This window comes from Pacificimonas flava, from assembly GCF_000342165.1.
Lineage (GTDB): Bacteria > Pseudomonadota > Alphaproteobacteria > Sphingomonadales > Sphingomonadaceae > Pacificimonas > Pacificimonas flava.
Window position 1 is genome coordinate 250,159 of sequence record NZ_AMRV01000002.1, and the last position, 24,870, is coordinate 275,028.

General features: G+C 64.9%; 18 protein-coding genes. 7 read left to right on the forward strand and 11 right to left on the reverse strand.

The genetic code is table 11. From position 1 onward, the window contains the following. Positions 1-4: 4 nt before the first annotated feature. The 4 genes from C725_RS15210 to otsB form a co-directional block, all read right to left on the reverse strand. Positions 5-2,740, reverse strand: coding sequence for an EAL domain-containing protein (locus C725_RS15210; RefSeq protein ID WP_008600288.1), 2,736 nt, complete (start codon positions 2,738-2,740; stop codon positions 5-7). 157 nt (positions 2,741-2,897) lie between these two features. Further along, positions 2,898-4,274: an alpha,alpha-trehalose-phosphate synthase (UDP-forming) gene (locus C725_RS03940; RefSeq protein WP_008600289.1), complete on the reverse strand. Its 1,377-nt coding sequence runs from the start codon at positions 4,272-4,274 to the stop codon at positions 2,898-2,900. After that, positions 4,271-6,064, reverse strand: a complete 1,794-nt coding sequence (locus C725_RS03945) for a glycoside hydrolase family 15 protein (protein ID WP_008600291.1) — start codon at positions 6,062-6,064, stop codon at positions 4,271-4,273. Before C725_RS03945 ends, C725_RS03940 begins: the two co-directional genes overlap by 4 nt. Next, on the reverse strand, positions 6,049-6,786 hold the full coding sequence (gene otsB, locus C725_RS03950) for a trehalose-phosphatase (protein ID WP_008600292.1): 738 nt from the start codon (positions 6,784-6,786) through the stop codon (positions 6,049-6,051). The genes C725_RS03945 and otsB overlap by 16 nt, the downstream gene beginning before the upstream one ends. A 133-nt stretch (positions 6,787-6,919) precedes the next feature. Here otsB and ilvD point away from each other — a divergent pair, with 133 nt between their 5' ends. Then, a complete protein-coding gene (ilvD, locus tag C725_RS03955) occupies positions 6,920-8,770 on the forward strand; it encodes a dihydroxy-acid dehydratase (RefSeq protein WP_038281445.1) in 1,851 nt (616 codons plus the stop codon). 28 nt (positions 8,771-8,798) lie between these two features. Here ilvD and C725_RS03960 read toward each other — a convergent pair whose 3' ends face one another. From C725_RS03960 to C725_RS03980, 5 genes are read right to left on the reverse strand one after another with little or no spacing between them, the layout of a single operon-like run. After that, entirely contained in the window at positions 8,799-9,740 is a 942-nt protein-coding gene (locus C725_RS03960) for a hydroxymethylglutaryl-CoA lyase (protein ID WP_008600296.1), read from the reverse strand. A 56-nt stretch (positions 9,741-9,796) separates the two neighbouring features. Next, a complete protein-coding gene (locus C725_RS03965; RefSeq protein WP_008600297.1) occupies positions 9,797-11,035 on the reverse strand; it encodes a M14 family metallopeptidase in 1,239 nt (412 codons plus the stop codon). Beyond that, positions 11,035-14,124 (reverse strand): TonB-dependent receptor domain-containing protein, encoded by a 3,090-nt coding sequence (locus C725_RS03970; protein ID WP_008600300.1) that lies wholly within the window; start codon positions 14,122-14,124, stop codon positions 11,035-11,037. Before C725_RS03970 ends, C725_RS03965 begins: the two co-directional genes overlap by 1 nt. A 46-nt stretch (positions 14,125-14,170) precedes the next feature. Further along, positions 14,171-15,127, reverse strand: a complete 957-nt coding sequence (locus C725_RS03975; protein WP_008600301.1) for an alpha/beta hydrolase — start codon at positions 15,125-15,127, stop codon at positions 14,171-14,173. Beyond that, a complete protein-coding gene (locus tag C725_RS03980) occupies positions 15,124-16,473 on the reverse strand; it encodes a dicarboxylate/amino acid:cation symporter (RefSeq protein ID WP_008600303.1) in 1,350 nt (449 codons plus the stop codon). Before C725_RS03980 ends, C725_RS03975 begins: the two co-directional genes overlap by 4 nt. Positions 16,474-16,688: 215 nt before the next feature. Here C725_RS03980 and C725_RS03985 point away from each other — a divergent pair, with 215 nt between their 5' ends. The 3 genes from C725_RS03985 (at position 16,689) to C725_RS03995 (ending at position 20,237) form a co-directional block, all read left to right on the forward strand. Further along, positions 16,689-18,359, forward strand: coding sequence for a sensor histidine kinase (locus tag C725_RS03985; RefSeq protein ID WP_008600305.1), 1,671 nt, complete (start codon positions 16,689-16,691; stop codon positions 18,357-18,359). Continuing rightward, a complete protein-coding gene (locus C725_RS03990; protein WP_008600307.1) occupies positions 18,356-19,720 on the forward strand; it encodes a sigma-54-dependent transcriptional regulator in 1,365 nt (454 codons plus the stop codon). Before C725_RS03985 ends, C725_RS03990 begins: the two co-directional genes overlap by 4 nt. Before the next feature lie 265 nt (positions 19,721-19,985). Further along, positions 19,986-20,237 carry a hypothetical protein gene (locus C725_RS03995; protein ID WP_008600309.1) on the forward strand — a complete coding sequence of 84 codons (252 nt, stop codon included), beginning with the start codon at positions 19,986-19,988 and terminating at the stop codon, positions 20,235-20,237. A gap of 552 nt (positions 20,238-20,789) precedes the next feature. Here the strand turns inward: C725_RS03995 and C725_RS04000 are convergent. Together C725_RS04000 and C725_RS04005 are read right to left on the reverse strand one after the other, a co-directional pair. Further along, complete coding sequence (locus C725_RS04000) at positions 20,790-21,056, reverse strand: hypothetical protein (RefSeq protein WP_008600310.1); 267 nt, start codon at positions 21,054-21,056, stop codon at positions 20,790-20,792. Between the two features lie 138 nt (positions 21,057-21,194). After that, the gene (locus tag C725_RS04005) at positions 21,195-21,980 is read right to left on the reverse strand and encodes a metallophosphoesterase family protein (RefSeq protein WP_008600311.1); all 786 of its coding nucleotides are present in this window, start codon (positions 21,978-21,980) and stop codon (positions 21,195-21,197) included. A gap of 24 nt (positions 21,981-22,004) precedes the next feature. Here C725_RS04005 and C725_RS04010 point away from each other — a divergent pair, with 24 nt between their 5' ends. The 3 genes from C725_RS04010 (at position 22,005) to mobA (ending at position 24,822) form a co-directional block, all read left to right on the forward strand. Then, on the forward strand, positions 22,005-23,102 hold the full coding sequence (locus C725_RS04010; protein ID WP_200858582.1) for a M48 family metallopeptidase: 1,098 nt from the start codon (positions 22,005-22,007) through the stop codon (positions 23,100-23,102). Between the two features lie 88 nt (positions 23,103-23,190). Beyond that, entirely contained in the window at positions 23,191-24,276 is a 1,086-nt protein-coding gene (locus C725_RS04015) for a catalase family protein (RefSeq protein WP_008600314.1), read from the forward strand. Positions 24,277-24,291: 15 nt separating this feature from the next. Beyond that, positions 24,292-24,822, forward strand: a complete 531-nt coding sequence (gene mobA / locus C725_RS04020; protein ID WP_008600315.1) for a molybdenum cofactor guanylyltransferase — start codon at positions 24,292-24,294, stop codon at positions 24,820-24,822. Positions 24,823-24,870: the final 48 nt, after the last annotated feature.

Consider the following 24,870-nt stretch of genomic DNA (forward strand, 5'->3'; position numbering starts at 1 on the left):
CGCTCTACAAACCCTCTCCCCCGCTCGGCGCATCCTCCGGCGGCGCGGGGCGGCGTAACAAGGCGCTGCGCGCAATCTCGGGAAAACGGCGCAGCGGCGCGGCGAGGCGCGCGTCGCGAACGGGCCGGCCGCCCATGCGCTCGTCCCCGCGCCCGAACAGATAGCCCTGCAAATGGGTGCAGCCCAGTTCGATCATGCGCAGACGGTCTTCCTCCGTCTCGATCCCCTCCGCGACGGTCTCCATGCCAAGGCCCTTCGCCAGAGCGACGATCGCCTCGATGATCGCCACACCCTGATCCCATCCGGCCACCGCCGCCCGGACGAATGACTTGTCGATCTTGATCTTGCTGAATTCCGCTCGGTGCAGATAGCCGAGCGAGGAATAGCCGGTGCCGAAATCGTCGAGCGCCAGGCTGACCCCCATCGCACGCAGGCGGGCGAGCATTGCAGTCGTACGCCGATTGTCGCGCAGGAAGACGCTTTCCGTCACCTCCAGTTCGAGCCGGTCCGCTGCCAGGCCGCTCGCTGAGAGCGCGGACATGACGCTGGTCGCCAGGCCCTCATTCTCGACCTGCAGCGTGGAGAGGTTCACCGCCAGTTTCACGTCCGCCGGCCAGGCCGCGGCGGCGCAGCATCCGGTGCGCAGCACCCAGTCGCCGATCATGTGGATCAGGCCGGCATCCTCGGCAATGGGAATGAAGGTGGCCGGCGGGACGAGACCGCGCTTGGGATGCCTCCAACGCACCAGCGCCTCGTAGCAGGTCACGGCGCCCGTCGCCGCGCCGACGATGGGCTGATAATGCAGCGTCAGTTCCCCCCTGGTCAGCGCTTCGCCGAGGTCGGCTTCCAGCCGTCGCCGGTCGTCCGCTGCGGAACGCATGGCCGGCTCGTAGAATCGGAAGCGTCCGCGCCCCGCCTCCTTGGCGGCATACATGGCAAGGTCGGCGGAGCGGGTCAGCGCATCGATGTCGCCGCCGTCCTCCGGTGCAATGGCAATGCCGATGGTGGCGCCGACCGTCGCGCGGCTGTCCTCAAGCTGATAGGAGCGACCGATTTCGTCGATGACCGACTGCGCGAGGGCTGCAAGCTCTCCTCTGTCCGCCACGGAGCGCACGATGACCGCGAATTCGTCACCGCCCAAGCGGCAGGCGTCGTCGCGGTGCGAAACCATGCTTGTGATGCGCCGGGCGACACCGCACAGAAGACGGTCTCCACCGGCATGGCCATGGGTATCGTTAACCTCCTTGAACCGGTCGAGATCGATCAGGAAAAGCGCCAGCGTCCCCCGGCCCGCCTGGGCCGCAGCCAGGGCGCGCCCCATCATGTCCTGATATTGCTGCCGGTTCGGCAGATCGGTCAGCGCGTCCCGTTCCGCCGAGCGTTTCAGAAGATCGTTCGCCGCGCTCACCTCCCGATGAGAGCGGCGCACGGCCAGAAACGCGCCGGTCAGCGCGGCAAGAATGACGAGAACCCCGCCCGCACCCAGCAGCCCGGTGGCGGTCATGGCCTGGAACCGCGCCTCCGCCGCCTCGAGCCGGCGACCGCTTCGGAGTTGTTCGGATTCCAGCCGGTCGATCCGCTCCTTGCGGTTCGCGGCATCGAAACGAGCCGTAAGAAGCGCCGCGCCCGCCGAGCTGGCGGCTTCCATCGTCTGGCGCTGAAGGCGATTATATGCCGCCAGATGCCGATACGCGCTCTGAAAATCCCCGCGCCGTTCGAAAATAAGGTACGCCGCCTCGTGATAGGGCATCCAGTTGGCGGTCGTTTCGGCGATCTTCTTATCGGCGAAGGCGCGGAGAATGAGGCGCTCGGCCTCTTCCGCATGGCCGCGCGCCATGGCGATCTGGGCCCTAAGCCCCCAGAGGAACGGTTGCCAGTCCTGTTCCGTCGTCGCGCGCCCGCGAGTCCATGCACGGTCAATAGTCGCTTGCGCGGCCGAAAGTTCGCCGGTCCTATATTGCACGGAGGCCAGTTCGGTCAGCAGCCGAACCTCCAGGAGCGGGCTATCGAGCCGCCGTGCCGCGGCCAAGGCGTCACGATAGGCGGTCTTCGCCTCGTCATATTGCGCAAGGGCGGCATAGGCACGGGCGCGGCCGTTGAGGCTGGCCGCCACGAGGTTCGGATTGCCCGGCGACAGTGTTCGCGCTTGCCGGAAGTAATCGAGAGCGCGGTCGTAATCCTGTGCACGGCTGTAGATCAGGCCCAGATCACGCAGAATATAGGCCTGCGATTCGCTGTCGCCGTCCGCTCCGAACAGATCGAAGGCACGATGCAGATCGCGAAGCGCAGAGGCGGTATGGCCACCGGCATTGCCGGCACCGCCTCTAGAGGCGAGAAGCCGCGCGTGAAGCTGGCTATCCGGAGCCGCCACCTCAACCTCGGCCAGCGCCTGATCGAGAAGCGGGCGCGCTTCCGCCGCACGGTTCAACCGGATCAGGGCCTCCCCGCGCAGCCATTGCGCCTCAAGACGAGCCAGCTGCCGCTCCTTGCCCGCAGACCAGTGCCGCGTCTCTGCCTCCGCAAGCTCTGCAAGAGCGAGTGAAGCCTCCGGCCTTGCGGCGATGTTCGCGCGGGCGGCGGAGATGGCGGATCGGACATTGTTGCGCGATGGCATGTCGCCGCGCAATGCGGTCTGCCCCGTGGCCGCGTCTGCCCGCTGAGCATCCGCAGATGTGACAGGAACGCCCATCGCTGCCACGGCCAGGGCTGTGAAAACGAGAATGCCCCTGACATCGACCACGCCGCAAGCGCCCCCCACCTACGCAGCATTGCTGCCTGTGCCGCCCCTATGCCCCATAGATTAAGGGAGACTTATGCGCGCAGTGCGTTTGCCGAATCCAGTGCGAAGTGTCGCCGGACAAAGTGCCCGCCCGCCCCTTTCGTCGCGTCGCGGTTCGTCAGTCGCCGGCCAGAGCGTTCACGAAATCGCGGCGCCAGTTCACGACATTCTGGCTCGACACCGTCTCCCGCAGTGCCTGCCAGCGCTCCTTGCGTTCGTCGAGCGGCATGTCCTGCGCCACGCGGATGGCCTCGCTCACCTCCTCCGCGCTATGCGGATTGACGAGAAGCGCCTCGCCAAGCTGGTCGGCAGCACCGGCGAAACGCGACAGGATCAGCACGCCCGGATCCTCCGGGTGCTGCGCGGCGATATATTCCTTTGCCACCAGGTTCATGCCGTCGCGTAGCGGTGTCACGAGCCCGATGCGGGCTGCACGGTAGAAGCCGAACAGCGCATTCCGGGGATAGCCGCGATTGACATAGCGGATCGGCACCATGTCGACCTCCGACCGCGCGCCGTTGATCTGCCCGGCCTTGCCCTCCAGGACCTCACGAATGCGCTGGTAGGAACTGACATCCTGACGAGAGGGCGGCGCAATCTGGATGTAGAGCGTTTCGGCAACACGCTCGGGGTAGGCGTCGAAGAAGCGGGAAATGCTGTCGAACCGCTCCGGCAGGCCCTTCGAATAGTCCAGCCGGTCGACGCCGATCATGACCTTTCGCCCCCGGGAGCTCGACAGCACGCGTTGCTGCGCGTTGCGCGCCTCGCCGGAATTTCCCGCCTCGCAGAACTCGTCATAATCGAGGCCGATGGGAAACGACCTGACCCGCGTCGTCCGCCCCTCGAATCGCACCGTTCCCGCGTCGTCCACGTCCGCGCCCAGTTCGCGCGCGCAGTAGTGGAGGAAACTCTCCACCGCTTCCTCGGTTTGGAAGCCGACCAGATCGTAGGAAAGCATCGAGCGCACCAGCCGGTCGTGGTACGGCAGCGACACGAACAGCCGCGTCGGCGGCCAGGGAATGTGCAGGAAAAAGCCGATCCGGTTCTTCGCGCCGCGGGCCCGCAGCCGCTCGCCCAGCGGCAGCAGGTGATAGTCGTGCACCCAGATGACGTCGTCGGATTCGAGAAGCGGGTACAGGCTGTCGGCGAAACGTTGATTGACCCGTTCATACCCCTTGCCGAAGTCCCGCTCGAACTCGGCCAGGTCGATGCGGTAATGGAACAGCGGCCACAGCGTGCGGTTCGCGTACCCGTTATAATATTCCTCGACGTCCTGATGCTCGAGATCGATGGTCGCGGTCGTCACGCCCTGATTGCGCTGCATGTCGAGGTCACCGGTGAAGTGCGGCGTCTCCTCTCCCGACCAGCCGAACCAGATGCCCCGCCGCTCTCGAAGCGCGGAGCCGAGCGCAACGGCAAGACCGCCCTGTGCCCCGGCGGCACCGCGCGCCTTGGGAACGGAGACGCGGTTGGATACGACGATCAGACGGCTCATCGCGCCACCGTCCACGGTTTCGACAGCAGGGCGGCGCAGTTGATGATGCCGACCAGCGAATAGGTCTGCGGAAAATTTCCCCAGAGCTCGCCGCTGGTGAAATCGAGGTCCTCCGAAAGAAGGCCCGACCGGGTCCGGTGCGATAGCATGGTTTCAAACAACTCCCTCGCCTCATCCTTGCGGCCCACCAGATAAAGCGCCTCGATCAGCCAGAAAGTACATATGTTGAATGCCGTTTCCGGCCGGCCGAAGTCATCCTCCGTATCGTAGCGGAGCATGTGTTCGCCGCGCCGCAGCGTCTGCTCGATGGCCGCGAAGGTTTTCTTGAAGCGCTCGTCGCCCGATCCGTGAAAGCGCAGCTCGATCATCTGCAGCAGGCTGGCGTCGAGGTGCCGCCCGCCGAACGCGGAGGCATAATGCCCATGCTCCTCGTTCCAGGCCTCGGCGTCGATCTTCTCGGCGATCGCCTTTGCGCGCTGCGACCACAGCTCGTGGCGGTCCGTCAGCCCCAGATGCGCGGCGGCATTGGCCAGCCGGTCGCAGGCCGCCCAGCTCATCAGCGCCGAATAGGTATGCACCTCCTGCCGGGTGCGGAATTCCCACAGGCCGGCGTCGGGCTGGTCGTGAAATTTCCACGCCATCTCGCCAACATCCTCCAGGCTTTCGAAATCGCGCAGGTCGGCCATGCGAAACAGGCGCAAATCGAAGAAACCCTGGATGGTCGGCAGCACGATCTGGCCATAGGCATCGTGCTGAACCTGCGTATAGGCGTCATTGCCGACCCTGACGGGTCCCATGCCGCGATAGCCGGGCAGATTCTCCGCGACCTCCTCGACCAGTTCCGGCACGCCCATGACGGAATAGAGCGGCTGCACCCGCCCCCCGCGCGCGCTGTCGATGATGTTTCTGAGATAGGCGAGATATTTTTCGAGAACGTCGAGCGCGCCGAGCCCGTTCAGCGCCTGCACCGTGTAATAGGCGTCGCGGATCCAGCAATAGCGGTAATCCCAGTTGCGCTCCGACCCCGGCGCTTCCGGGATGGAGGTGGTCATCGCCGCGACGATGGCGCCGGTTTCCTCATGCTGGCACAATTTCAGGGTGATGGCGGCGCGGATCACCGCCTCCTGCCACTCTAGGGGCGTTGCGAGGCCGCGCACCCATGTCCGCCAGTAATCCTCCGTCGCCTCCAGCATGTCCTCAAGTTGCTGGCGCACATTGCCGCCGAACGGTTCGTCGGGCCCCAGAAAGAAGTGCAGGTCGGATTCGACCCGGAACGTCTGCCCCTCCAGAATGTAGCCGACCGGCGCGTTCGTCGACAGCCGGATGGCCTGATGTCCGACAAGGTAACGGATATGGTTGGTGCCGTTCGTGCGCGGCGCGATCTCCGCCCCGTAATCCTTCTTCGGCGACAGGTTGACGGACAGGCGCGGCGTGCCCGCCAGCGGCCGGACGATCCGCACATAGGCGACGGGCCGGTACATGCGCCCCGACCGGCGGAAGCGCGGACAGAAGTCGAGGATTTCGACCGCGCTGCCGTCGGCAGCCTCCAGCACGGTGCTGAGAACCGCGCTGTTGCGGCGATATTCCTGACGCGCGGAAATCTGCCCCTCCAGCGATAGGCGCCAGACGCCCTCCTCCTGCCGCTCGCCGTTGAGAAGCGCACAAAAGATCGGATCGCTATCGACGCGCGGCACGCAGCCCCAGACGAGCGCGCCATCGGCGTCGATCAGGCCGCTGACCTGGCAATTGCCGATCGGCCACAGATCGAGCGAGCTCACGCGGTCAGCCATGCATACACCTCTTTCGGCCCTTCCAGGCGATAGCGCGCCGCCGTGTCGCGCGCCGGGCCGACAAGGATGCCGAACCCGCCCAGTTCGGCGGCGGCAGCGAATCCGTCCTCGTCGGTCACATCGTCTCCAATGAAGATCGGCAGGCTCCCCTCGAACGGCTCGGTCATCATCAGGCTATGAACCGCGGCGCCCTTGTTAAAGCCCCTTGGCAGCAGTTCCGCCACCATCTTGCCGCGCTTGACGGCGAGATCATGCCCCGCGGCAAGCGTTTCCAGCCGCTCGATGACCGTCTCCGCCGCGTTCGGCGCAGCACGATAGTGAACGGCCATTCCATAGGGTTTTTCCTCCAGCATCAGCCCCTCATGCTCCCCGACCAGGACGCGCACGGCGTCGGCCGCTTCGATTGCAATCGGCGCAAGCGGGTTTGCGGACTTTGCACCGGCCATCCGCATCTCGCCGCCGTGCGAACCGGCCGCGGCGATGGCGGCGAGGTCGAGATGCTCGTCGAGATTCCCGACCGCACGGCCCGATACGATGGCGATTCGGCCCTCCAGACGCCGCGAAAGCGCCGCGAGCGACTCGTTCAGATGGGTCGGAACGGAGATGAGGTGCGGCTCCTCTGCGATCTCCACCAGCGTTCCGTCGAAATCGAGGAAAAGCGCAGGGCGGTCTGCATCGGGGAATGGCGGCGGGGGCGCCAGTGCGCGGCTTTCGAAAGTCATGCGCGCTGCCTAAAGCGATTTGCGGTGCCCTGAAAAGGGCGGCGGGCCAGGAAACGCGCAAGCGTGGGCCACAGCAAAAACAGTGTCCCAGATAGCGCTTGTCAGGCACTTTAAGATACGTAGTTTCGCATACATGCCTAATTATCGTTCCCGAACCACCACCCATGGACGCAATATGGCCGGCGCGCGCGGCCTCTGGCGCGCGACGGGGGTCAAGGATGAGGATTTCGGCAAGCCCATCATCGCGGTTGCCAACAGCTTCACCCAGTTCGTGCCCGGCCACGTCCATCTGAAGGACCTCGGCCAACTCGTCTGCGAGGAGATCGCCGCCGCTGGCGGCATCGGCCGGGAATTCAACACCATCGCGGTCGATGACGGTATCGCCATGGGCCATGCCGGCATGCTCTATTCGCTGCCCAGCCGCGAACTGATCGCCGACGCCGTCGAATATATGGTGAACGCGCACTGCGCCGATGCCCTTGTCTGCATTTCGAATTGCGACAAGATCACGCCGGGCATGCTGATGGCCGCGATGCGCCTCAACATTCCCGTCGTGTTCGTATCGGGCGGCCCCATGGAGGCCGGCAAGGTCGTGCTGGAGGACGGCAAGGTGAAGGCGCTGGACCTCGTCGACGCCATGGTCGCCGCGGCCGACGACAGGGTTTCCGACGCCGACGTCCAGACCATAGAGCAGAACGCGTGCCCCACTTGCGGCAGCTGTTCCGGCATGTTCACCGCCAATTCGATGAACTGCCTGACGGAGGCGCTGGGCCTGTCGCTGCCGGGCAACGGTTCGGTGCTTGCGACGCACAGCGACCGGGAGGCGCTGTTCCGGCGAGCGGGCCAGCTGATCGTGGGCGCGGCGCGGCAATATTACGAGCATGACGACGAGACCATGCTGCCGCGCAGTATCGCGAACCGCGCGGCGTTCGCCAACGCCATGTCGCTCGACATCGCGATGGGCGGCTCGACCAACACGGTTCTCCATCTGCTGGCCGCCGCGCGGGAGGGAGAGATCGATTTCGGCATTTCCGACATCGACCGGCTGTCGCGTCATGTTCCCTGCCTGTGCAAGGTCGCGCCGGCCCGCGACGATGTCCACATGGAGGATGTGCACCGGGCCGGCGGGGTGATGGGGATTCTCGGCGAACTCGACCGCGCCGACCTGATCGACCGCGATGCCGGCTGCATCCATGCCCCCTCCATCGGCGCCGCCATCGACGCATGGGACGTGATGCGCGCCAACGATCCGGCCGTCTCGAATTTCTACCGCGCGGCGCCGGGCGGCGTCCCCACGCAGACGGCGTTCAGCCAGTCGCGCCGCTGGGACGACCTCGATACCGACCGGCAGGGCGGCGTCATCCGCAGCCGCGACCACGCCTATTCACAGGATGGCGGTCTCGCTGTCCTGTTCGGCAATCTGGCGCCGGAGGGGTGCATCGTGAAGACGGCCGGCGTCGATGATTCCATCCTGACCTTCACCGGCACGGCCCGCGTCTACGAAAGTCAGGACGCGGCCGTGGTCGGTATCCTGGGCGGAGAGGTGAAGGCAGGCGATGTCGTTGTCATCCGCTATGAGGGGCCGAAGGGCGGCCCCGGCATGCAGGAGATGCTCTACCCCACCTCCTATCTCAAGGCGAAGGGCCTTGGTGCTGCCTGCGCGCTCCTCACCGACGGGCGGTTTTCGGGCGGCACATCCGGCCTTTCCATCGGCCATGTCTCGCCGGAAGCGGCGGAGGGCGGCCTGATCGGCCTCGTGGAACATGGCGACAGGATCGACATCGACATCCCCGCCCGCCGCATCGAGCTCGCGGTCCCGCAGGCGGAGCTGGAGCGGCGCCGGCAGGCGCAGGAAGATCGTGGTGCCTCCGCCTTCACTCCGCACGGCCGGAAGCGGGAGGTGAGCCGCGCCCTGAAGGCCTACGCGCTCCTCACCTCCAACGCCTCCATGGGCGCCGTACGGATGCTTCCGGGAGAACGGTAAGCCGGCGTAAGCCTGCCCGGTTCGGGGCTCAGCCGTCTTGCGACGTGGCGCGCCACCCCTGCGGGATGCCAGCGCGCGAAACGACGCTGGGCAAATCCTTCCCAATGACGCCGGCGAACCACGCGTTCACGGCGATCGCCTGTTCCAGATCGATACCAGTTTCCACTCCGGAGGTTTCCAGCAGATAAATCAGGTCCTCCGTCGCGACATTGCCCGTCGCATTGGGCGCGAAGGGACAGCCGCCAAGACCGCCGAGAGATGAATCGAGAACCGTTACGCCTGCGCCGATCGCGGCCCAGGCATTCGCCGCTGCCATGCCGCGCGTATCGTGGAAGTGTGCGCGCAGCCGTACGTCCGGCCCCACGGCCTCGCGAACGCGGCCGGCCAGTTCCGCGACCTGTACGGGAACGGCGACGCCAACGGTATCGGCCAGCGCGATCTCGACCGCCCCGGCCTCCGCCATCTCTGCTGCCAGGCGCACGACCCGCTCCATCGGCACCGCGCCCTCGAAAGGACAGCCGAACGCTGCCGAGATGGTCACCTGCGGGACCAGACCGTTCTCGCGGGCCAGCCGCAGCATGTCGCGGTTCTCGGCCACGCCTTCCTCGATGGTCTGGCCCTGATTACGCTGACCGAACGTGTCGGAGGCGACGAGGACGCAGCCCGCCTCATCGACCCCGCGCTTGTTGCCCTCACGGCTCTCGATCGCGCGCAGGACACCGCGCTTGTTCAGGCACAGGCCGATATAGGAGACGTCACCGCGATCCGGCAGCGCCGCGATCACCGCCTCCCCGTCCGCCATTTGCGGGACGCGCTTCGGGTTGACAAAGCTCGCCACCTCGAGCCGCCGGGCCCCGGCATCGATCATGCGCGTGATCAGCCGCACCTTGTCGGCCGTTTCGATAATCTCGGCCTCGTTTTGCAGCCCGTCACGGGCGCCAACTTCGACAATCTGGATCGGTTCGTTCATGCCGCCAATATAGCGAGCGCGAATGGACTTTCATCCTGTTCCGCGATCCACGGACGTCATTGCCGGTCGGGTTTCTTCGTCTCCAACAAGGTCGTCATCATCGCGATCGCGGATTCCTCGCCAAGCCTTCGAATGAGCGGCCGCGGCGTGCGGTCGCCCAGTTCGAAGGTCACGGTCGGGACCTGATACGCCTCATAGACATAGGTCTTCGAGACGGCACTGTCCGGATTATGGCCCGGATCCCGGTTCACCGCATAGTCCGGCATGCGCGCCTGCAACGCGGCGAGCCAGTCGCGGATAAAGAAGTCGGGCTGCGTCAGCGTCTCGTCGGGCAACGTGTAGAACACGTCGTTCCATGTCGAATGAAAGTCCATGAACAGACGAATGTCCTTCGCCGGATCGTCCTCGATCCGCGCCAGAAGATCGCGCATGGCCTGCGTTTCCGGCTGGGTGAACGGCCCCCAGTCGCGGTTCAGGTCGACGCCGCCCTCATTGTGGCGCCAATTGCCGTTCGCCACGCCGTCCGGATTCACGAGGGGTACGACGACCGTCTCGAAACGCGCACGATAGGCCTTTGCAAGCGGCGTGTCGGCGGTCAGCGTCTCCACAAACGCCCGCATGGCGAGCGCGCCGGTCACCTCGGGCGGGTGCTGCCGGCCGATGAGGACGACCTGCTCGGACGGTGTGCTGCCGGGCGCCTTCACGCTCATGCCGCCAATGATCCGCGCCTCACGCGATTGCCCCACCTGAAACCGCGTCACGGCGGGGCTCGCCGACAAGGTGTTCATCCACGCGCCGTAATTGGCGCCGTCCAGGATTTCCTGGCCGGCGACGATCACCGGCTCGGCCCCAAGTTCGACAGTGAACCGCGCCCTGGCGGTCTCGCCCTCCGCGTTCTGCGAGGTCGCCACCGCGCCCGGGAAGGCCTGCCACGTCGCGCCCCCGTCGCGGCTGATCTTCGGCGCATAACGATGCTCGCACGCATCATAGTTCAGCGTGATCGAAACCGGGCCCGCACGCCTTGGGCTCAGGCGAAAGGCGTACCACGGACTGCAATTGATCGGGGGGGCGTCCTCCGGCGCGATCGTCAGCTCGAAGGCAGCCTCGCCCTGCGTCTCACAGCTCTCAAAGGCACCGGTGTCGAAATCCCGGTCGATACTGGCGGCCGTCGTCGCGCAGGTTCCGATCTGCGACGGCGCAGCGCCTGTCGCCGCCTGCCGCGGCGGGGAGACGCCGGTGCAGGAAGCAAGAAGGCCCGCTGCGGCCAGCATGAAGAGCGGCGTGCCCAGGCGCATCAGAACGTCTTCCCCAGCGAGACGAGGAACTGGCGCCCGCGTGCGCTGTGCAGCGATCCGTCAAAGCCAAAGCTCTGATCGGCAAGCGGCGGATCCTCGTTGAACAGATTGTTGATCCCGAACTTCAGCCGGACGCCGTCGAGCGGGGTCTCGTTGTCGATGGTGTAGCTGATCGAGGTGTTGATGGTCAGCCAGTCGTCGACCGGGAAGAAGGCGCCCGGATCGGGCCCGTCGGAGTCCTGCGTCACGCTGGTATCGAAGACGGAATCCACATAGCGGGCAAAGAGATTCCAGCGAACCGGGCCCGACTTCACGTTGACCGTTCCCGTCAGGCGCCAGCGCGGCCGGCCGTTCAAACGCAGAAGTTCGCCAATGTCGCTGATGACGATCTCGTCAGGCAGCACGCCGGCATTGACCGCATCGATCAGTTCCTGTCCATCCGCGCTGGGCGTCTGGAAGAAGCTGTTCAACCGCGCTGCATTGAGCGCGATATCGAGCGAACCGATGCCGACATCGCCGACATCGTAGAACAGCCCGAAATCCCACCCCTTTGCGACGCGGCTGTCGAGATTCTGATAGGGATCGAGCACCTGAATGATCTGGCCGGCGGGGGCGAGGCCGGTACCCTCGAACAGGGCGACATCGTCCGCCGTCGGATCCTCGCGGATCACGTTCGGATTGGTTTCGCCGTTCAGACGCCGCAGCAGATCGAGCGCGATGGCATTGTCGTCGCCGAAAACGCCGACGATGCCCTTCTGCTCGATCCGCCAGTAATCGGCCGTCAGCGTCAGGCCGGGCAGGAACTGCGGCGTCAGGACGACGCCGAGGTTGATATTCTCCGTATCCTCCGGCTGCAACTCGTCGGTACCCGTACGATTGCTGACCGTGCTGGTCCCCGGACAATCGCCCAGGTCAATGACGGTGCCGTTCGCCACCAGCGCCTGACAGCGGACATAATCGTCGCGCGTATTGGCGCGGGTCGTGCCGCGGTCGTTCACCTGTACCAGGTTCGGTGCGCGAAAACCCTGAGAGTAGGCACCGCGCAGCATCAGCCCGTCGAAGACGTCCCAGCTTGCCGCGGCACGCGGGACGAAGGTGCTGCCGACATCGGAAAAATGCTCGAAACGACCGGCGAGCTGGACATTGAACGACCGCATCAACGGGATGCCCATATCCTCCGAAACAACGGGGATCAGCGCCTCCGCAAAGGCCGAGTAGACCTCTCTATTGCCGCTGGTATCGGGCGACGGACTGGAATTCAGAACGTCGCTGCCGAAAAAATCGCCCGTCACGCTGTCGGTGAAGGTGATGGTGCCATCGAGGCGCGGATCGCGGTCATCGTCGAAGGTTTCGCGGCGAAACTCGACACCCGTGGCAATACCCAGATCGCCGCCCGGCAGGGTCAAAAGGTCGGCCTTCGACAGCTTGAAGTCGGCGAGCGCCAGCGTCGTCTCGCCCTTGCGGAACACGTCGATGCGGAAATCGTCGATGGTCGCGGCATTGCTGGGCGTGCAGTCGCCATTGTTCGGATTGTCGAAACAGCCGCCGTTGAAGGGATTGTAGGCGGTGGCATCCGTCCTGTTGATCGCCTCCTGAAACAGGCTGGTCGAAATCCGGTTTCGCGTCAGGTCGTTGCTGTTCGCCTGAGAATAGAGAAGGCCCATGTCATAGTCGAAACCGGCTGCGTACCCGCGCAGGCCGGCGAGCAGGCGATACGTGTCCTTCGTGACCGTCGTGACGCGCGGGCCGGCATCGATGACGCGGTAGCGTTCCAGCAGCAGGTCGCTGCCCTCGGCCGGCAGGTCCGTACCCGCGATCCGGTTCGGATTGGGCGTACCGTCAGCCAGCGTCTCCGGCCCGAACGGATTGTAATAGGCGTTCGCCGAAATGCCGACCGGGACGGCACCCAGGGGCGCGCTTTGCACATTCCGCCGCGTCGATTCTGTGCGGTAGTAGGACGCCTCGCCATAGAATTCCATGTCCGGCGTGAACTCGTGCGAGAACAGGCCGTAGATGTTGTAGCGATCCTTTTCCGAGAACAGATCGCGGTCGCCGTCGATATTGTAGCGCAGATCCCGGTCGATGCTGCGCGCATTGTCCGCGCAGAGGCCGTTGCCAAGATCGATCAGGCACCCCGGTGAGGTTGCCGGTTGGATGTGAAAATTATTGTCGCCGAGCGCCGTGGCATCATCGTCCTGCCCCAGAAAGGCGAAGGAGCCGAACGGCGAGTTGGTCGAACGCCCGTCGAACTGCGTATCACCCTCGAAATCCGTACCCTCGACGAAACGGCGGCGGTCGCTGTTCGACGAATAGTCGCGGATCGACGTCGGCGCGCCGTTTTCGTGGAAATAATTGCCGTAGATGGTGACGTTGGTCCGCCCCTCGTTGAAGTCCATGCCGAAGCCGCCATTGACGTTCACGCTGTAAAGGCTGGTGCCGTCCGATGCGCGCCATGTGCCGCGCAGGAATCCGCCATCCATATTGCCGTCTAGGATCGTGTTGACGACGCCGGCCACGGCATCCGCGCCGTAGACCGCCGAAGCGCCATCGCGCAGCACCTCGATGCGCTCGACCCCGCCGACCGGAATCGTGTTCGTGTCCGGCGAAACGACGGGAACGAGGAGTTCGGTCTGGAAGCCTGGATTGAGGACCATGCGCCGGCCGTTGATCAGCAGCAGCGTATTGCCGGTTCCGAGCGCACGCAGGTTGATCGACGCCACGTCGCCGCGCGCGCTGTTCACGCCGCCCGTCGTGTTCTGATCGTTGAAGGATACGGCGCCCGCCTGCGGAATGCTGCGGAACATTTCGTCGCCGGAATCCGGGCTGATGGCCTCGATCTGCGCCTCGTCGACGCGCGTCACGGGCAGCACGGCATCGATCTTCGCGCCGCGAATCTGAGAACCGGTGATGACGATCGGATCGGTGACTGTACGGCCGGCTGCGGCCGGTGCTGGGGCTGCGTCCGCAGGAGCCGCTGCCGTATCCGCATTTGCCTGGTCAGCATCCGCCGGCTGCGCCGCCGCGGCGACCGGCAACAGGATCGGCGCGCCTGCAAGCAGCGCGGCGCGAAGAACCGTCTTCATTGTCATGTGTCTCTCCCCCAGTTTTCCGATGTGTTGTTTTTGAATGGCCGGTTCAGCTTCGGGTGCGGTTGTCCAGCCAGTTGCCGAGAAGCCCCGGCCATGCCGCGATCAACTCGCCCGGCTTGCCGAGGCCGAAGCCATGCCCACCCCGCTCGAAAAGATGCAGTTCCGCCGCCGCGCCAACGCCAGTCAGCGCGTTGAAAAGCATGATGCCGTGCGCGGGCGGCGCGATGGTGTCGTCCGCGGCCGCCGCGATGAAGGTCGGCGGTGCCTCCTTCGACGCATGCGTATCGAGCGACCAGCGCCGCACGGCTTCAGGGCCTGGATTCTCGCCGATTAGTTCGCGCCGCGTGCGCGTGGTGTCATAGGGTGCCGCCAGCGTAACGACCGGGAACAGCAGCGCGCTGAAATCGGGCTGCACGGGCTGACTGTCCGCCGCGTCGCGGGCATCATACTGAACGATGGCGGGCGCCAGTGCCGTCATGCCCGCCAGATGCCCGCCAGCGGAAAAGCCGAGCACGCCGACCGCGTCGGGCCGGATTGTGTAGTCCAGCGCGCGGGCGCGGATCAGTCGCATGGCGCGCTGGGCGTCCATGAAGGACGCTGCCGGCGCCCACCCGTCATTCGGCAGGCGGTAGATCAGGTCGAAGACGGTGTAGCCACGCGCCTGCAGCCACAGCGCGATGGGCGTGCTTTCCTTCCAAAGCTGGATGCGGAAATAGCCCCCTCCGCCCATGACGAGGACCGCGCGGCCGTTCGGCACCTTCGGCCTGTAGACCCGCATGCGCGGCTGCGAGATGTTCGAGACCGCGCCGTAGCCCTTGCCCGGCCCGCCCACCTTCTCAGGCCCGGACACGCTGCCCTCGCCCGGGGGCGGACCTTCCCACAGCGGAATTTCCTCCTCATAGCCCGGCGTGGCGGCGCTTGCGCGGCCGGCGAGCGTCGGCAGCATTGCCGCGGCGGCGCCCGCGCCCATCAGCGCTCGCCTGCTGAACGGTATCTCGATCATGCGTGTCCTCCTTCGCGTGCCGCCTCTTCCTCGTGCAGGTGCATGTCGGGCTGCGGCAGGGGCGGCAGCGCCTCCCCGCGCATGGCGGCGTCCAGCCGGCCCTTGTCGAGTGCGTTCTCCCAGCGCGCCACGACGACGGTGGCGACCGAATTGCCGATGAAGTTTGTGAGCGCGCGGCACTCGGACATGAACCGGTCGATGCCCAGGATCAGCGCCATGCCGGCAACCGGCACCGTCGGTACCACGGACAAGGTGGCCGCCAGAATGACGAATCCGGCGCCGGTGACACCCGCCGCCCCCTTCGACGAAATCATGGCGACCGACACCAGGAGGATCTGCTCGCCGAGCGAGAGATCGACGCCCGTTGCCTGCGCGATGAACAGCGCCGCCAGCGTCATGTAGATGTTGGTGCCGTCCAGGTTGAAGGAATAGCCGGTCGGCACGACGAGGCCGACGACGGTCTTCTTGCAGCCGGCAAGCTCCATCTTCTCCATCAGGCTGGGCAGCGCCGCCTCCGAGGATGAGGTGCCGAGAACGAGAAGCAGTTCCGCCTTCAGATATGCGATGAGGCGAAAGATCGAAAAGCCGGCGAGCCGCGCGACGATACCCAGGACCACGAAGACGAAGATCAGCGACGTCACGTAAAAGGTGCCGATCAGCGTGGCGAGGTTCGCCAGCGCGCCGATGCCGAATTCGCCGATCGTAAAGGCGATCGCGCCGAACGCCCCGATGGGCGCCAGCTTCATGAGCATGTGGACGAGATGGAAAACGACGTCCGAGGCGGCGTTGAAGAAGTCGAGGACCAGCGCGCTTTTCGGCAGGGTCGCGGCAAGGGAGATGCCGGTCAGGATGGCGACCAGCAGAACCTGCAAAATTTCGCCGTCCGTCAACGCGCTGAGTATTGTCGTCGGAATGATGTGCAGCAGAAAACCCGACAGGCTCTGGCTGGCCGCGGTGTCCGTATAACCCTTCACTGCCGACGCATCGAGGGTGGCCGGGTCGATATTGAAGCCGGCGCCCGGCTGGACGACGTTGCCGACGATCAGGCCGATTATGAGCGCGAGTGTCGAAAAGAACAGGAAGTAGATCATCGCCTTTCCGGCGACGCTCCCAACAGCCTTCAGGTCGCGCATGCCGGCGATGCCGGTCACCACCGTCAGGAAGATGACGGGCGCGATGATCATCTTCACCAGCTTGATGAAGCCATCGCCGAGCGGCTTCAGAGAGGCGCCGAGATCCGGAAAGAAATGGCCGAGCGCCACGCCCGCTGCGATGGCGGCCAGCACCTGAACGTAAAGATGCCTGTAGAAGGGACGTTTCGACGCCCCCGCCGCGCTGGCCTGCATGTCACAATCCTCCCCAGATGATTTCCGCCCGCCATGCGCGGTCGCCGGAAACGAGACCTGAAGGGTAGCGAGCGCAAAGCTCCTTGCGCAAAACGCGGCGCCTCTTTCGCCAAGTCCTTGATTCGAAGGAAAGTCACTCGGATGGCGTCGTGTATTTGTGTGGAATTCCGCACAGCCTCTTGGCGGTGAGTGCGAAAAAGCGCACACAGGGGCTCATGGCCGAACGCCGACACGCCCGCCCCCTTCTGCTTCGCACCGCGCTTGGCGGCATTCTTCTCGCGGCGATCGTCGGCGCGTTTGTTCTGGTCGATGGCTTGGCACGCCGCGCCGCGCGGGCGGAGGCTGCCGCGGCGTTGGAAAATGCCGTCGATATCTTCGCCAGCGGCTTGCAGAGCGAACTCGACAAATTCCGTCTCGTGCCGCTCGTCCTGGCCGAGGATCCGGAGGCGCGGCGACTGCTGCGGGATCCCGCGCACCCGGCACAGGACATGAACCGGCGGCTGGAGGCGTTGGCCCGGCGAACGGACGCCTCCGCGATCTACTTGATGAACGCGGGCGGCGACACGGTGGCCGCCAGCAACTGGCAACAGGCCGACAGCTTCGTCGGAGCCAACTACGCCTTTCGTCGCTACTTCCACGATGCCCTGATCCGGGGCGACGCGGCGCAGTTCGCGCTCGGCACGCGCAGCCGCCACCCCGGTCTTTACATCGCGAGGCGGGTCGGCGCTGCCGAAAATGCCCTCGGCGTGGTGGTGGTGAAGGTGGAATTTGACGCGCTCGAGCGCTTATGGCGTCAGGCCGCCGAACCCGTCTTCGTCGCCGACCGGCGCGGCGTCGTGCTGATTACCAGCCGGCCCGACTGGCGCTTTCACACGATTACGCCGGAAACGGGCGGTCGCGCTGCACGCGCCCGGAATCTGACGCAGTTCGGCCGCGAACGGCTACCGCTGCTGGACGCCTATGCAGAGGATACCGCCCCAGCCCGGGCGACCATAGATGCCGAGCGTCCGGTCTCGCTCGGATGGACGCTGCACATGCTGGCCGATGCCGACGACGCGCTGCGCGCCGCCTCCGGCCGTGCGCGGCTGCTTCTGGCGGCCGGGCTGCTGGCGACCGCGGCCCTTGCCGGCCTGTTCCATCAGATTCGCAGAGCTCGCCTTGCCCGGGCCGAGGCAGCGACCCGGGCGCGGATCGATGAACTGCGCGAACAACTCGTTCAGGCGAACCGCCTTGCCGTCCTGGGCCAGATCGCGGCGAGCGTCGGGCACGAGATCAATCAGCCCGTCGCCGCGGCGCAGGTCTACGCCGAGAGCGGGGCCAAATTGCTCGGCGCAGGACGTCTGGACGATGCGCGGCGAAATTTCGGACATATTGCCGATCTGACGCTGCGTATCGGCGAGATCACCGGAGAACTTCGCCGTTTCGCGCGAAAAGGCCGGCGGGAGTTGCGACAGGTCCGCGTGGGCGACGCCATAGAGAGCGCGCTGCGCCTTCTAGACGAGCGCATCCGCCGCTCGGCAACGATCATCGTTCGAGAGCCCGCACGCGAGAACGAGCGGGCCTGGGCAGAACATGTGCGGTTGGAGCAGGTTCTGGTGAACCTTCTGCGCAATGCGCTCGACGCCTGCGGAGACGGCGGCCGGATCAAAATCTCCGTTCGGCCCGTTTCCGAAACCGTCCGCATCACGGTGAGCGATGACGGCCCCGGGCTCGATGCCGACATGCGCGCGCGCCTTTTCCAGCCTTTCTCGACATCGAAGCAGGATGGTCTCGGGCTCGGGCTGGTCATTTCGCAGGACATCATGAGGGATCTGGGCGGGGATCTGGTGGCAGAACCGGCCGCGACGGGCGCGGCGTTCACCCTGTCCTTGAGGAGCGCGGCATGATCGGAAGAGATGACGCCGAATCGCGACCCATCATTTTCGTCGAGGACGATTCGGCCTTGCGGGACGCCACGACCCAGGCGCTCGAACTTGCAGGCTTTTCCGTCACCGCCTGCAGCCGCGCCGCAGAGGCGCTTGCCATCATCGAATCCGGCTTCCCCGGGATCGTCATCAGCGACATCCGCATGGCAGGTATGGACGGGCTGCAACTGATGACCGCGATTCGCCGGATCGATCCCGGCCTGCCTGTCGTGCTGACGACGGGTCATGGGGATGTCGATATGGCTGTGGCGGCGATGAAGGACGGCGCCCAGGATTTCCTGACGAAGCCCTATGCCACGGACCATCTGGTATCCGTCGCGTCTCGCGCCTTGGAGCGGAGGGCGCTTGAACTGGAGAACGAACGGCTGCAAGCGCAGGTTCGCCTCGGCGGGGGCGGACCGGGTCCGGCGCTCGTCGGCAATTCGGCACGCATCGTTCAACTGCGCCGCACCCTGGAACAGATCGCAGCAAGTGACGTGGACGTCCTGATCGAGGGCGAAACCGGGACTGGCAAGGGGCTCGCCGCGGAATTGCTGCACGAGAGCGGCGCCCGGGCACAGCGCCGCTTCGTAACGGCCGATTGCGCGGCCATGGTCGGCTCCAGCGACGGTCATGATCTTTTCGGACGGACCACGCCGCCCATGTCCGGCGCGATCGAGCGTTCGAGCGGTGGTACGCTGTTCCTGGACGAGGTGGATGCGATGCCGGAGCCACTGCAACTGCGCATGCTCCGCGTCCTCGAAGACCGGCGCGTCCGGCCGAACGACGCCGCGACGTCCGTCCCGGTAAATCTGCGTGTCATCGCGGCCAGCCGGCACGATCTCGGCGAGCTTGCCCGGACGGGCCGGTTTCTGGAACCGCTCTTTCACCGCCTCAACGGCCTGCGCGTCCGCATGCCCGCGCTGCGCGACCTTCGCGAGGATATCCCGCTGATCTTCCGCCGATTCGTGACGGAGGCCGAACGCGAAATGAATCGTACCGGGCCGGACATGGACGCGGGCACCTGGCAGCATCTGCTGGGCCATGACTGGCCTGGCAATGGCCGCGAACTGAAGCGATTCGCGGCAGGTTTCGTCATCGGACTCGGCCCGGCATCGGGCACGTCCGGGGCAGCCGAGGGTCAGAAGGAGGACGGGTTGAAGCAGCGCGTCGCGCGCTACGAGGCGCTCGTCATCAGCGAAATGCTGCGCGACGTCCGCGGCGATGCCGCCGAGGCCGTCCGCCGGCTCGCCATTCCGCGAAAGACCTTCTACGACAAGCTGCACCGCCACGGCATCGATATCGCCGCATTTCGAAAGCTGGAATCTGACGGCATCTCGTGACCGGCCGCGCTTCCTTTCGCAGGCGTTTCGAAGTGAGACAAGAATCCCTCTCGTGTTAATCAAGTTTTGACTCGCCTTTGCGAGTGCGGACTGCGAAGGACGTCTCCGTCTTGTAAGTGGGAACCGTCAGTGATGGCTTTCGTTTGCTTACGAAGGTGTTGTTCGTAGCGAAAACGACACGGATTGTGGTTTCCGGGGCCATAAGGTCTTCTAATCCAACGCAGCCTGCGATATTGGCTGCGTGTCTAAAAAGGGAGTAAGTAGCATGATCGGTAAGTTTCTCACCGCCGCCGCTGCGACCGCGATGGTTGCAGCTCCGGTAATGGCCGCTCCGGCGAACTCGGCTGCCAGCCTGTCGGTTGCCAAGTCCGCCCGCGCCACGACCGCGACGGAAAAGTCCAACAAGCTGAACGGCGAAGCCATTCTTCCGATCGCGATCGGTGCTGGCATTCTTGCTATCGGTGTCGTCGCGATCGTCAATGATGACGACGACGATGAGACGCCCGTCAGCAACTAAGCCACGATAAGCCGTCGGATTGTACCGACGTGTTTTGAGCAATGGGGCAGAGGGTCGCGAGATTCTCTGCCCCATTTCGTTGGCATTCGAAATTGGAGCGTAGCGTTCAGGTGGCCATCATTCGTAAACCGGCCTGTTAGCAGGCGGATATGGAAGAACGCATTGTTGTAGCCTTGGCGATTATCGCCCTTGTTTCGGCCGGCGGCGCTGTCTGGGGAGTGGTAGCGCTTCGGCGGCGCACACGCAGGCGCTTGCGGCTTCGCGGTATCAAGACGCATGGGCATTGATTGAGCGTAGACGGCAATCGAAAGCGCCGGAGTGTCATAGCGCTTTAGGATCTTCTGTGGCGGAAAGCGCCTCTCGGGCTCTCGCCTCCTTCGTAAATTGACGCCGATGTCGGTAGGCGTGGCGGTGGCTCGCGCCCCGCAGCTTCATCTGAGCAGCAGTGAGACGCCCCGGGCGCCGCCAGCGGCTCTAACGCCCAACCTTTCGGAATGCAGACAAAAAAATGGCGGCTCGAAGGCCGCCATTTTTCCTAAATAACTGACAGAATCAGTTGCTGACGGGCGTATCGTCGTCATCATCGTCCGCGGCGGCGATGATGCCGAGCGTCACGGCACCGATGGCCAGCGCGCCGATGGCGATGCCGCTGGCATCCAGCTTGTTCGACTTCTCGGAGGTCGAGGCAGCCTTCACGCTTGCCGCCTTCGCGACGGACAGCGACGACGCCTGGCTCGCAGCAGTCGCCTCGGCGGCCATGGCCGGCGCAACGATCATCGACGACGTCGCAGCAGCGACGAGCAGCTTTGTAATGGACATAATTCAATACTCCCTTGTCATATTCCGACTTGTCGGCCGGATAGCACCGGGTTTCGAGCCATACAAGCGTTTTGGCGGCAAGCCGAAGTCTTTCCGCGGCCTGTGGATTTTCAGCAACGCCTAGCAAAAACAAAGAAATTACGCCGCCGAAAAGACCGGCTCGGCGGCACTCTGCTGCAAAAGCCATCGCTCCTGCCCCTCGAAGCCCATCGCCGTCAGGGTTCCGTAGCAGTAAGCGCCGGTGTCGAGACCGATGCGATGCGGTTCATCGACGACATCCGCCTCGATGGTATGGCCGTGTACGACGACCTTCTCCTGCGGGCTTACGCTTCGAATGAACTCCTCTCGAATCCAGCGCAAATCGCTCGATCGCTGCTCGTCGAGCGGCACACCGGGGCGGATGCCGGCATGCACGAAGACATAATCGCCGACGACGACCATGTCTTCGAGACCGGAGAGGAAATTGCGGTGGGATTTTGGAACGGCGTCACGCAGCAGGCGAGAAAGATCGTTGAAATCCGCTTGGTCATAGGCGTCCTGACGGACCCCGTAGCTCAGGATCGTCTCCGCACCGCCGATTCGGTTGAAGAATCGCAGCGCCTTCAAGTCGCCGGTCAGTGCGGAGAGGAAGACCTCCTCATGGTTCCCTTGCAGAAAGCGGGTATCCGGCCGTTCGTTCTTCAACGAGATCAGCCGCTCGACGACGGCGGCGGACTGCGGCCCCCTGTCCACATAGTCTCCAAGGAAAATCAGGCGGCCCCGTCCGCCACGCCCGGCCTCATCCGCCTCGATCCGGCGAAGCAGGCCGTCAAGGAGATCGTAACGGCCGTGAATATCACCGATCGCATAAACACGCTCGCCGTCCGGCACACTGGCCGGGGCGGTTTCGATTTTGGCGCGCCTGGAGAAAAGTTTGGAAAGCATGATCCAGCCGTTAGAGGGTTCACCATGAATAAGAACTGTCGCAGGGCGATGCGGATGCGCGGGACACGATGCCGCCAGCCTGACTGCCCGTCCACCGAGCGGCGTATACCGATCGTTGCCCTGCTCGCGGCCTGCCTTCTAGCAGCATTGGGTGAGGGCAGGCCAGCCTTCGCCGCCGCCGATACGTTCGCCGCGATTCGCAGTACAGAGGCCCGGTTGGCGAACATCGGCTTTCGCCTCGCGGCGGACAATGCCGCCCTTTGCGACCGACTGCAGCCGGGGCTCGGCCTGCTTCTGCACACCCCCGACCAATATTCGATCGATCTGCGCGGGGAGGCGATGGCCTATTTCGGATTCGAGGCGCCAATCGGTGTCGAAGCGGTCTTGGCAGACAGTCCCGCTGCCAAGGCAGATATTCGCGAAGACGATTCGCTCGTGGAGGTCGGTTCCGTCACCTTCGCCGCAGCGGACATGCAGTCGGAGGCAAATACAGAACGCCTGATCGCCACCGATCGCGCTGTCGCGGCTCTACCCGCCGACGCGCCGCTTCGTATCTACGGGGTCAGGAACGGCGAATCCTACGTGAAGAGCGTAACGCCCGTGCCGGCCTGCCGCTCCCGCTTCGAAGTGGCCTTCGGTTCAGATTTCACGGCAGAGGCTGACGGCGAACTCGTGCAGATCGGCAGCCGCTTTTTCGAAGAATACCCCGAAGAGCTGGTGGCGGCCGTGGTCGCCCACGAGCTTGCGCACAATGTCCTGCGTCATCGCGAGCGGCTGGAAGATGCCGGCGTCTCCTACGGCCTCCTTTCCGGCTTTGGCCGGAACGTCCGCTATTTTCGTCAAACCGAACTCGAAGCGGACATTCTTTCCGTGACCTTGCTGGCAAATGCCGGATACGACCCTGCCGCCGCCGCGCGCTTCTGGCGCGCCTTCGGACCGGAATATTCCGGCGGACTGCTGCGCAGCCGGTCCCACCCCTCCTGGAAAGACCGCCTGACGACGATCGAGACCGCCGTGGCGGCAAGGGAAGCGGGAAAAGACGACATGGTGACCGCGCTCCTGGCCAGCCGCGACGGAGAGCTGGACGGGGATTGGCAGTCGCTGATCGTACGCGCAGACTGACGGAAATTCGGCGGCCCTCTTGAGGCCATGCATCATATGTGCGGAACGCCGGCGGGGCTGACCGGTTCGTCCCGGGAAAGGATTTCCCATGCGCTCATCCGCCGTCCCCTTTACCCCCGCCGTGGAGACCCCTCGCGAAGACGAGGAGGAAACCATCGCGGAACTCAACGAAACGTTCGACCGCATTCTCGAGCGCACGGCGGAAGACTATGATCACGCGGTACGCGCCGTACACGCAAAGGCACATGGCATTCTGGCCGGCGAACTGACGGTGCGGGAGAGTTTGCCGCCGGAACTGGCGCAAGGCCTCTTTGCGGCGCCGGGCACCTATGGCGCGGTCGTGCGCCTCTCGACCAATGCGGGCGACATCCTGCCCGATGCCATAAGCCTGCCGCGGGGGCTGGCCTTGAAAATCGTGGATGTCCCAGGTGAACGGCTGCCGAACGCGGAAGGGCGTGCGCAGGATTTCGTCATGGTGAACGGCTCGACTTTCCAGACGAAGGACGCCGATTCATTTCTGAAGAACCTTAAGATGCTGGCGCACACCACGGACAGGCTGGAGGGCACCAAAAAGGCGATGTCCGCAGCGCTTCGCGGCGTGAACACGGCGCTAGAGTCGGTCGGCATCGAAAGCGCCGCCGTTCAGGCGATGGGCGGCGCGCCCAATGTCGATCCGCTCGGCGAAACCTACTATTCCGTGACGCCATTCCGATATGGCGAGTATATCGCGAAGTTCGCGCTGGTCCCGACCGCCCCTGCCATGCGGGCACTGTCCGGTCGAAAGATCGAGATCGAGGGCCGGGAGAACGCCATCCGCGAAGAGATTCGCGAGGAGATGCGCGGGATGGATGCGGAATGGGACTTCCGCGTTCAGCTTTGCCGCGATCTGGAACGGCAGCCGGTCGAAGATCCAACGGTCGAATGGGACGAGGAGGAGGCGCCGTTCGAGACGGTGGCGACCTTGCGCGTGCCCGCGCAGGACAGCTGGCAGGCGGAACGCGTGGAAACGGTCAACGAGCAGATGCGCTTCAGCATCTGGACCGGGCTGGCGGCACACCGGCCGCTTGGCAACATCAACCGCGCGCGACGCGCCCCCTACAGGCATTCGGCGGACTTTCGTGCCGCTGCGAATGGCTGCCCCTATCACGAACCGGGCGCAGCGGCGGGCGTGTAGAAACAAGGTGTTGGCATGCGCATTCTCGGCGCTTTGATCGCCGGTGGTCGGTCCCGGCGCTTCGGTTCCGACAAGGCGCTGGCAGACTGGAACGGCAAATCCCTTGTGAGCCACGCGGCCGAGGCTCTTGCGCAGCAATGCGAGGATGTCGTCGTTTGCGGGGGCTGCCTCGCCGGCTTCCGCTCTCTAGAGGATCGACCAAGGGCCGGGCTGGGACCTCTCGGCGGGCTGAACGCCGCGCTCCATCTTGCCGATCGTACCGGGCTGCGGGGTGCGCTCTGCGTACCTGTCGACGTACACCCCCTGCCTTTCGATTTGCGCGGAAACCTGGTGGGCACTGCACCATGCGTGCTGCGCGAACAGCGGACGGTTGGCTGGTGGCCGGCGTCCCTTGCTGCACAGCTCGACGAACACCTTGCGGCGGGGCACCGATCGTTTCTGTCGTGGATAGAGGCAACGGACGCGCAGATGCTGGATGACAGCGCATTCGCCCTCATCAACGTCAACCGGCCGCACGACATGGCGGCGCTTCGCCGTAGACGCTGAAGCGCCGCAGAGCGACGAATCCGTTTCCTGAACGCGCCGCTCGCTTCG

Excerpts from the sequence above, each read along its gene's own strand:
- C725_RS03940 (WP_008600289.1), bottom strand. The coding sequence starts at position 4,274 with ATGAGCCGTCTGATCGTCGTATCCAACCGCGTCTCCGTTCCCAAGGCG.
- C725_RS03945 (WP_008600291.1), bottom strand. The coding sequence starts at position 6,064 with ATGGCTGACCGCGTGAGCTCGCTCGATCTGTGGCCGATCGGCAATTGC.
- otsB (WP_008600292.1), bottom strand. The coding sequence starts at position 6,786 with ATGACTTTCGAAAGCCGCGCACTGGCGCCCCCGCCGCCATTCCCCGAT.
- ilvD (WP_038281445.1), top strand. The coding sequence starts at position 6,920 with ATGCCTAATTATCGTTCCCGAACCACCACCCATGGACGCAATATGGCC.
- C725_RS03960 (WP_008600296.1), bottom strand. The coding sequence starts at position 9,740 with ATGAACGAACCGATCCAGATTGTCGAAGTTGGCGCCCGTGACGGGCTG.
- C725_RS03965 (WP_008600297.1), bottom strand. The coding sequence starts at position 11,035 with ATGCGCCTGGGCACGCCGCTCTTCATGCTGGCCGCAGCGGGCCTTCTT.
- C725_RS03970 (WP_008600300.1), bottom strand. The coding sequence starts at position 14,124 with ATGACAATGAAGACGGTTCTTCGCGCCGCGCTGCTTGCAGGCGCGCCG.
- C725_RS03975 (WP_008600301.1), bottom strand. The coding sequence starts at position 15,127 with ATGATCGAGATACCGTTCAGCAGGCGAGCGCTGATGGGCGCGGGCGCC.
- C725_RS03980 (WP_008600303.1), bottom strand. The coding sequence starts at position 16,473 with ATGCAGGCCAGCGCGGCGGGGGCGTCGAAACGTCCCTTCTACAGGCAT.
- C725_RS03985 (WP_008600305.1), top strand. The coding sequence starts at position 16,689 with ATGGCCGAACGCCGACACGCCCGCCCCCTTCTGCTTCGCACCGCGCTT.
- C725_RS03990 (WP_008600307.1), top strand. The coding sequence starts at position 18,356 with ATGATCGGAAGAGATGACGCCGAATCGCGACCCATCATTTTCGTCGAG.
- C725_RS03995 (WP_008600309.1), top strand. The coding sequence starts at position 19,986 with ATGATCGGTAAGTTTCTCACCGCCGCCGCTGCGACCGCGATGGTTGCA.
- C725_RS04000 (WP_008600310.1), bottom strand. The coding sequence starts at position 21,056 with ATGTCCATTACAAAGCTGCTCGTCGCTGCTGCGACGTCGTCGATGATC.
- C725_RS04005 (WP_008600311.1), bottom strand. The coding sequence starts at position 21,980 with ATGCTTTCCAAACTTTTCTCCAGGCGCGCCAAAATCGAAACCGCCCCG.
- C725_RS04010 (WP_200858582.1), top strand. The coding sequence starts at position 22,005 with ATGAATAAGAACTGTCGCAGGGCGATGCGGATGCGCGGGACACGATGC.
- C725_RS04015 (WP_008600314.1), top strand. The coding sequence starts at position 23,191 with ATGCGCTCATCCGCCGTCCCCTTTACCCCCGCCGTGGAGACCCCTCGC.
- mobA (WP_008600315.1), top strand. The coding sequence starts at position 24,292 with ATGCGCATTCTCGGCGCTTTGATCGCCGGTGGTCGGTCCCGGCGCTTC.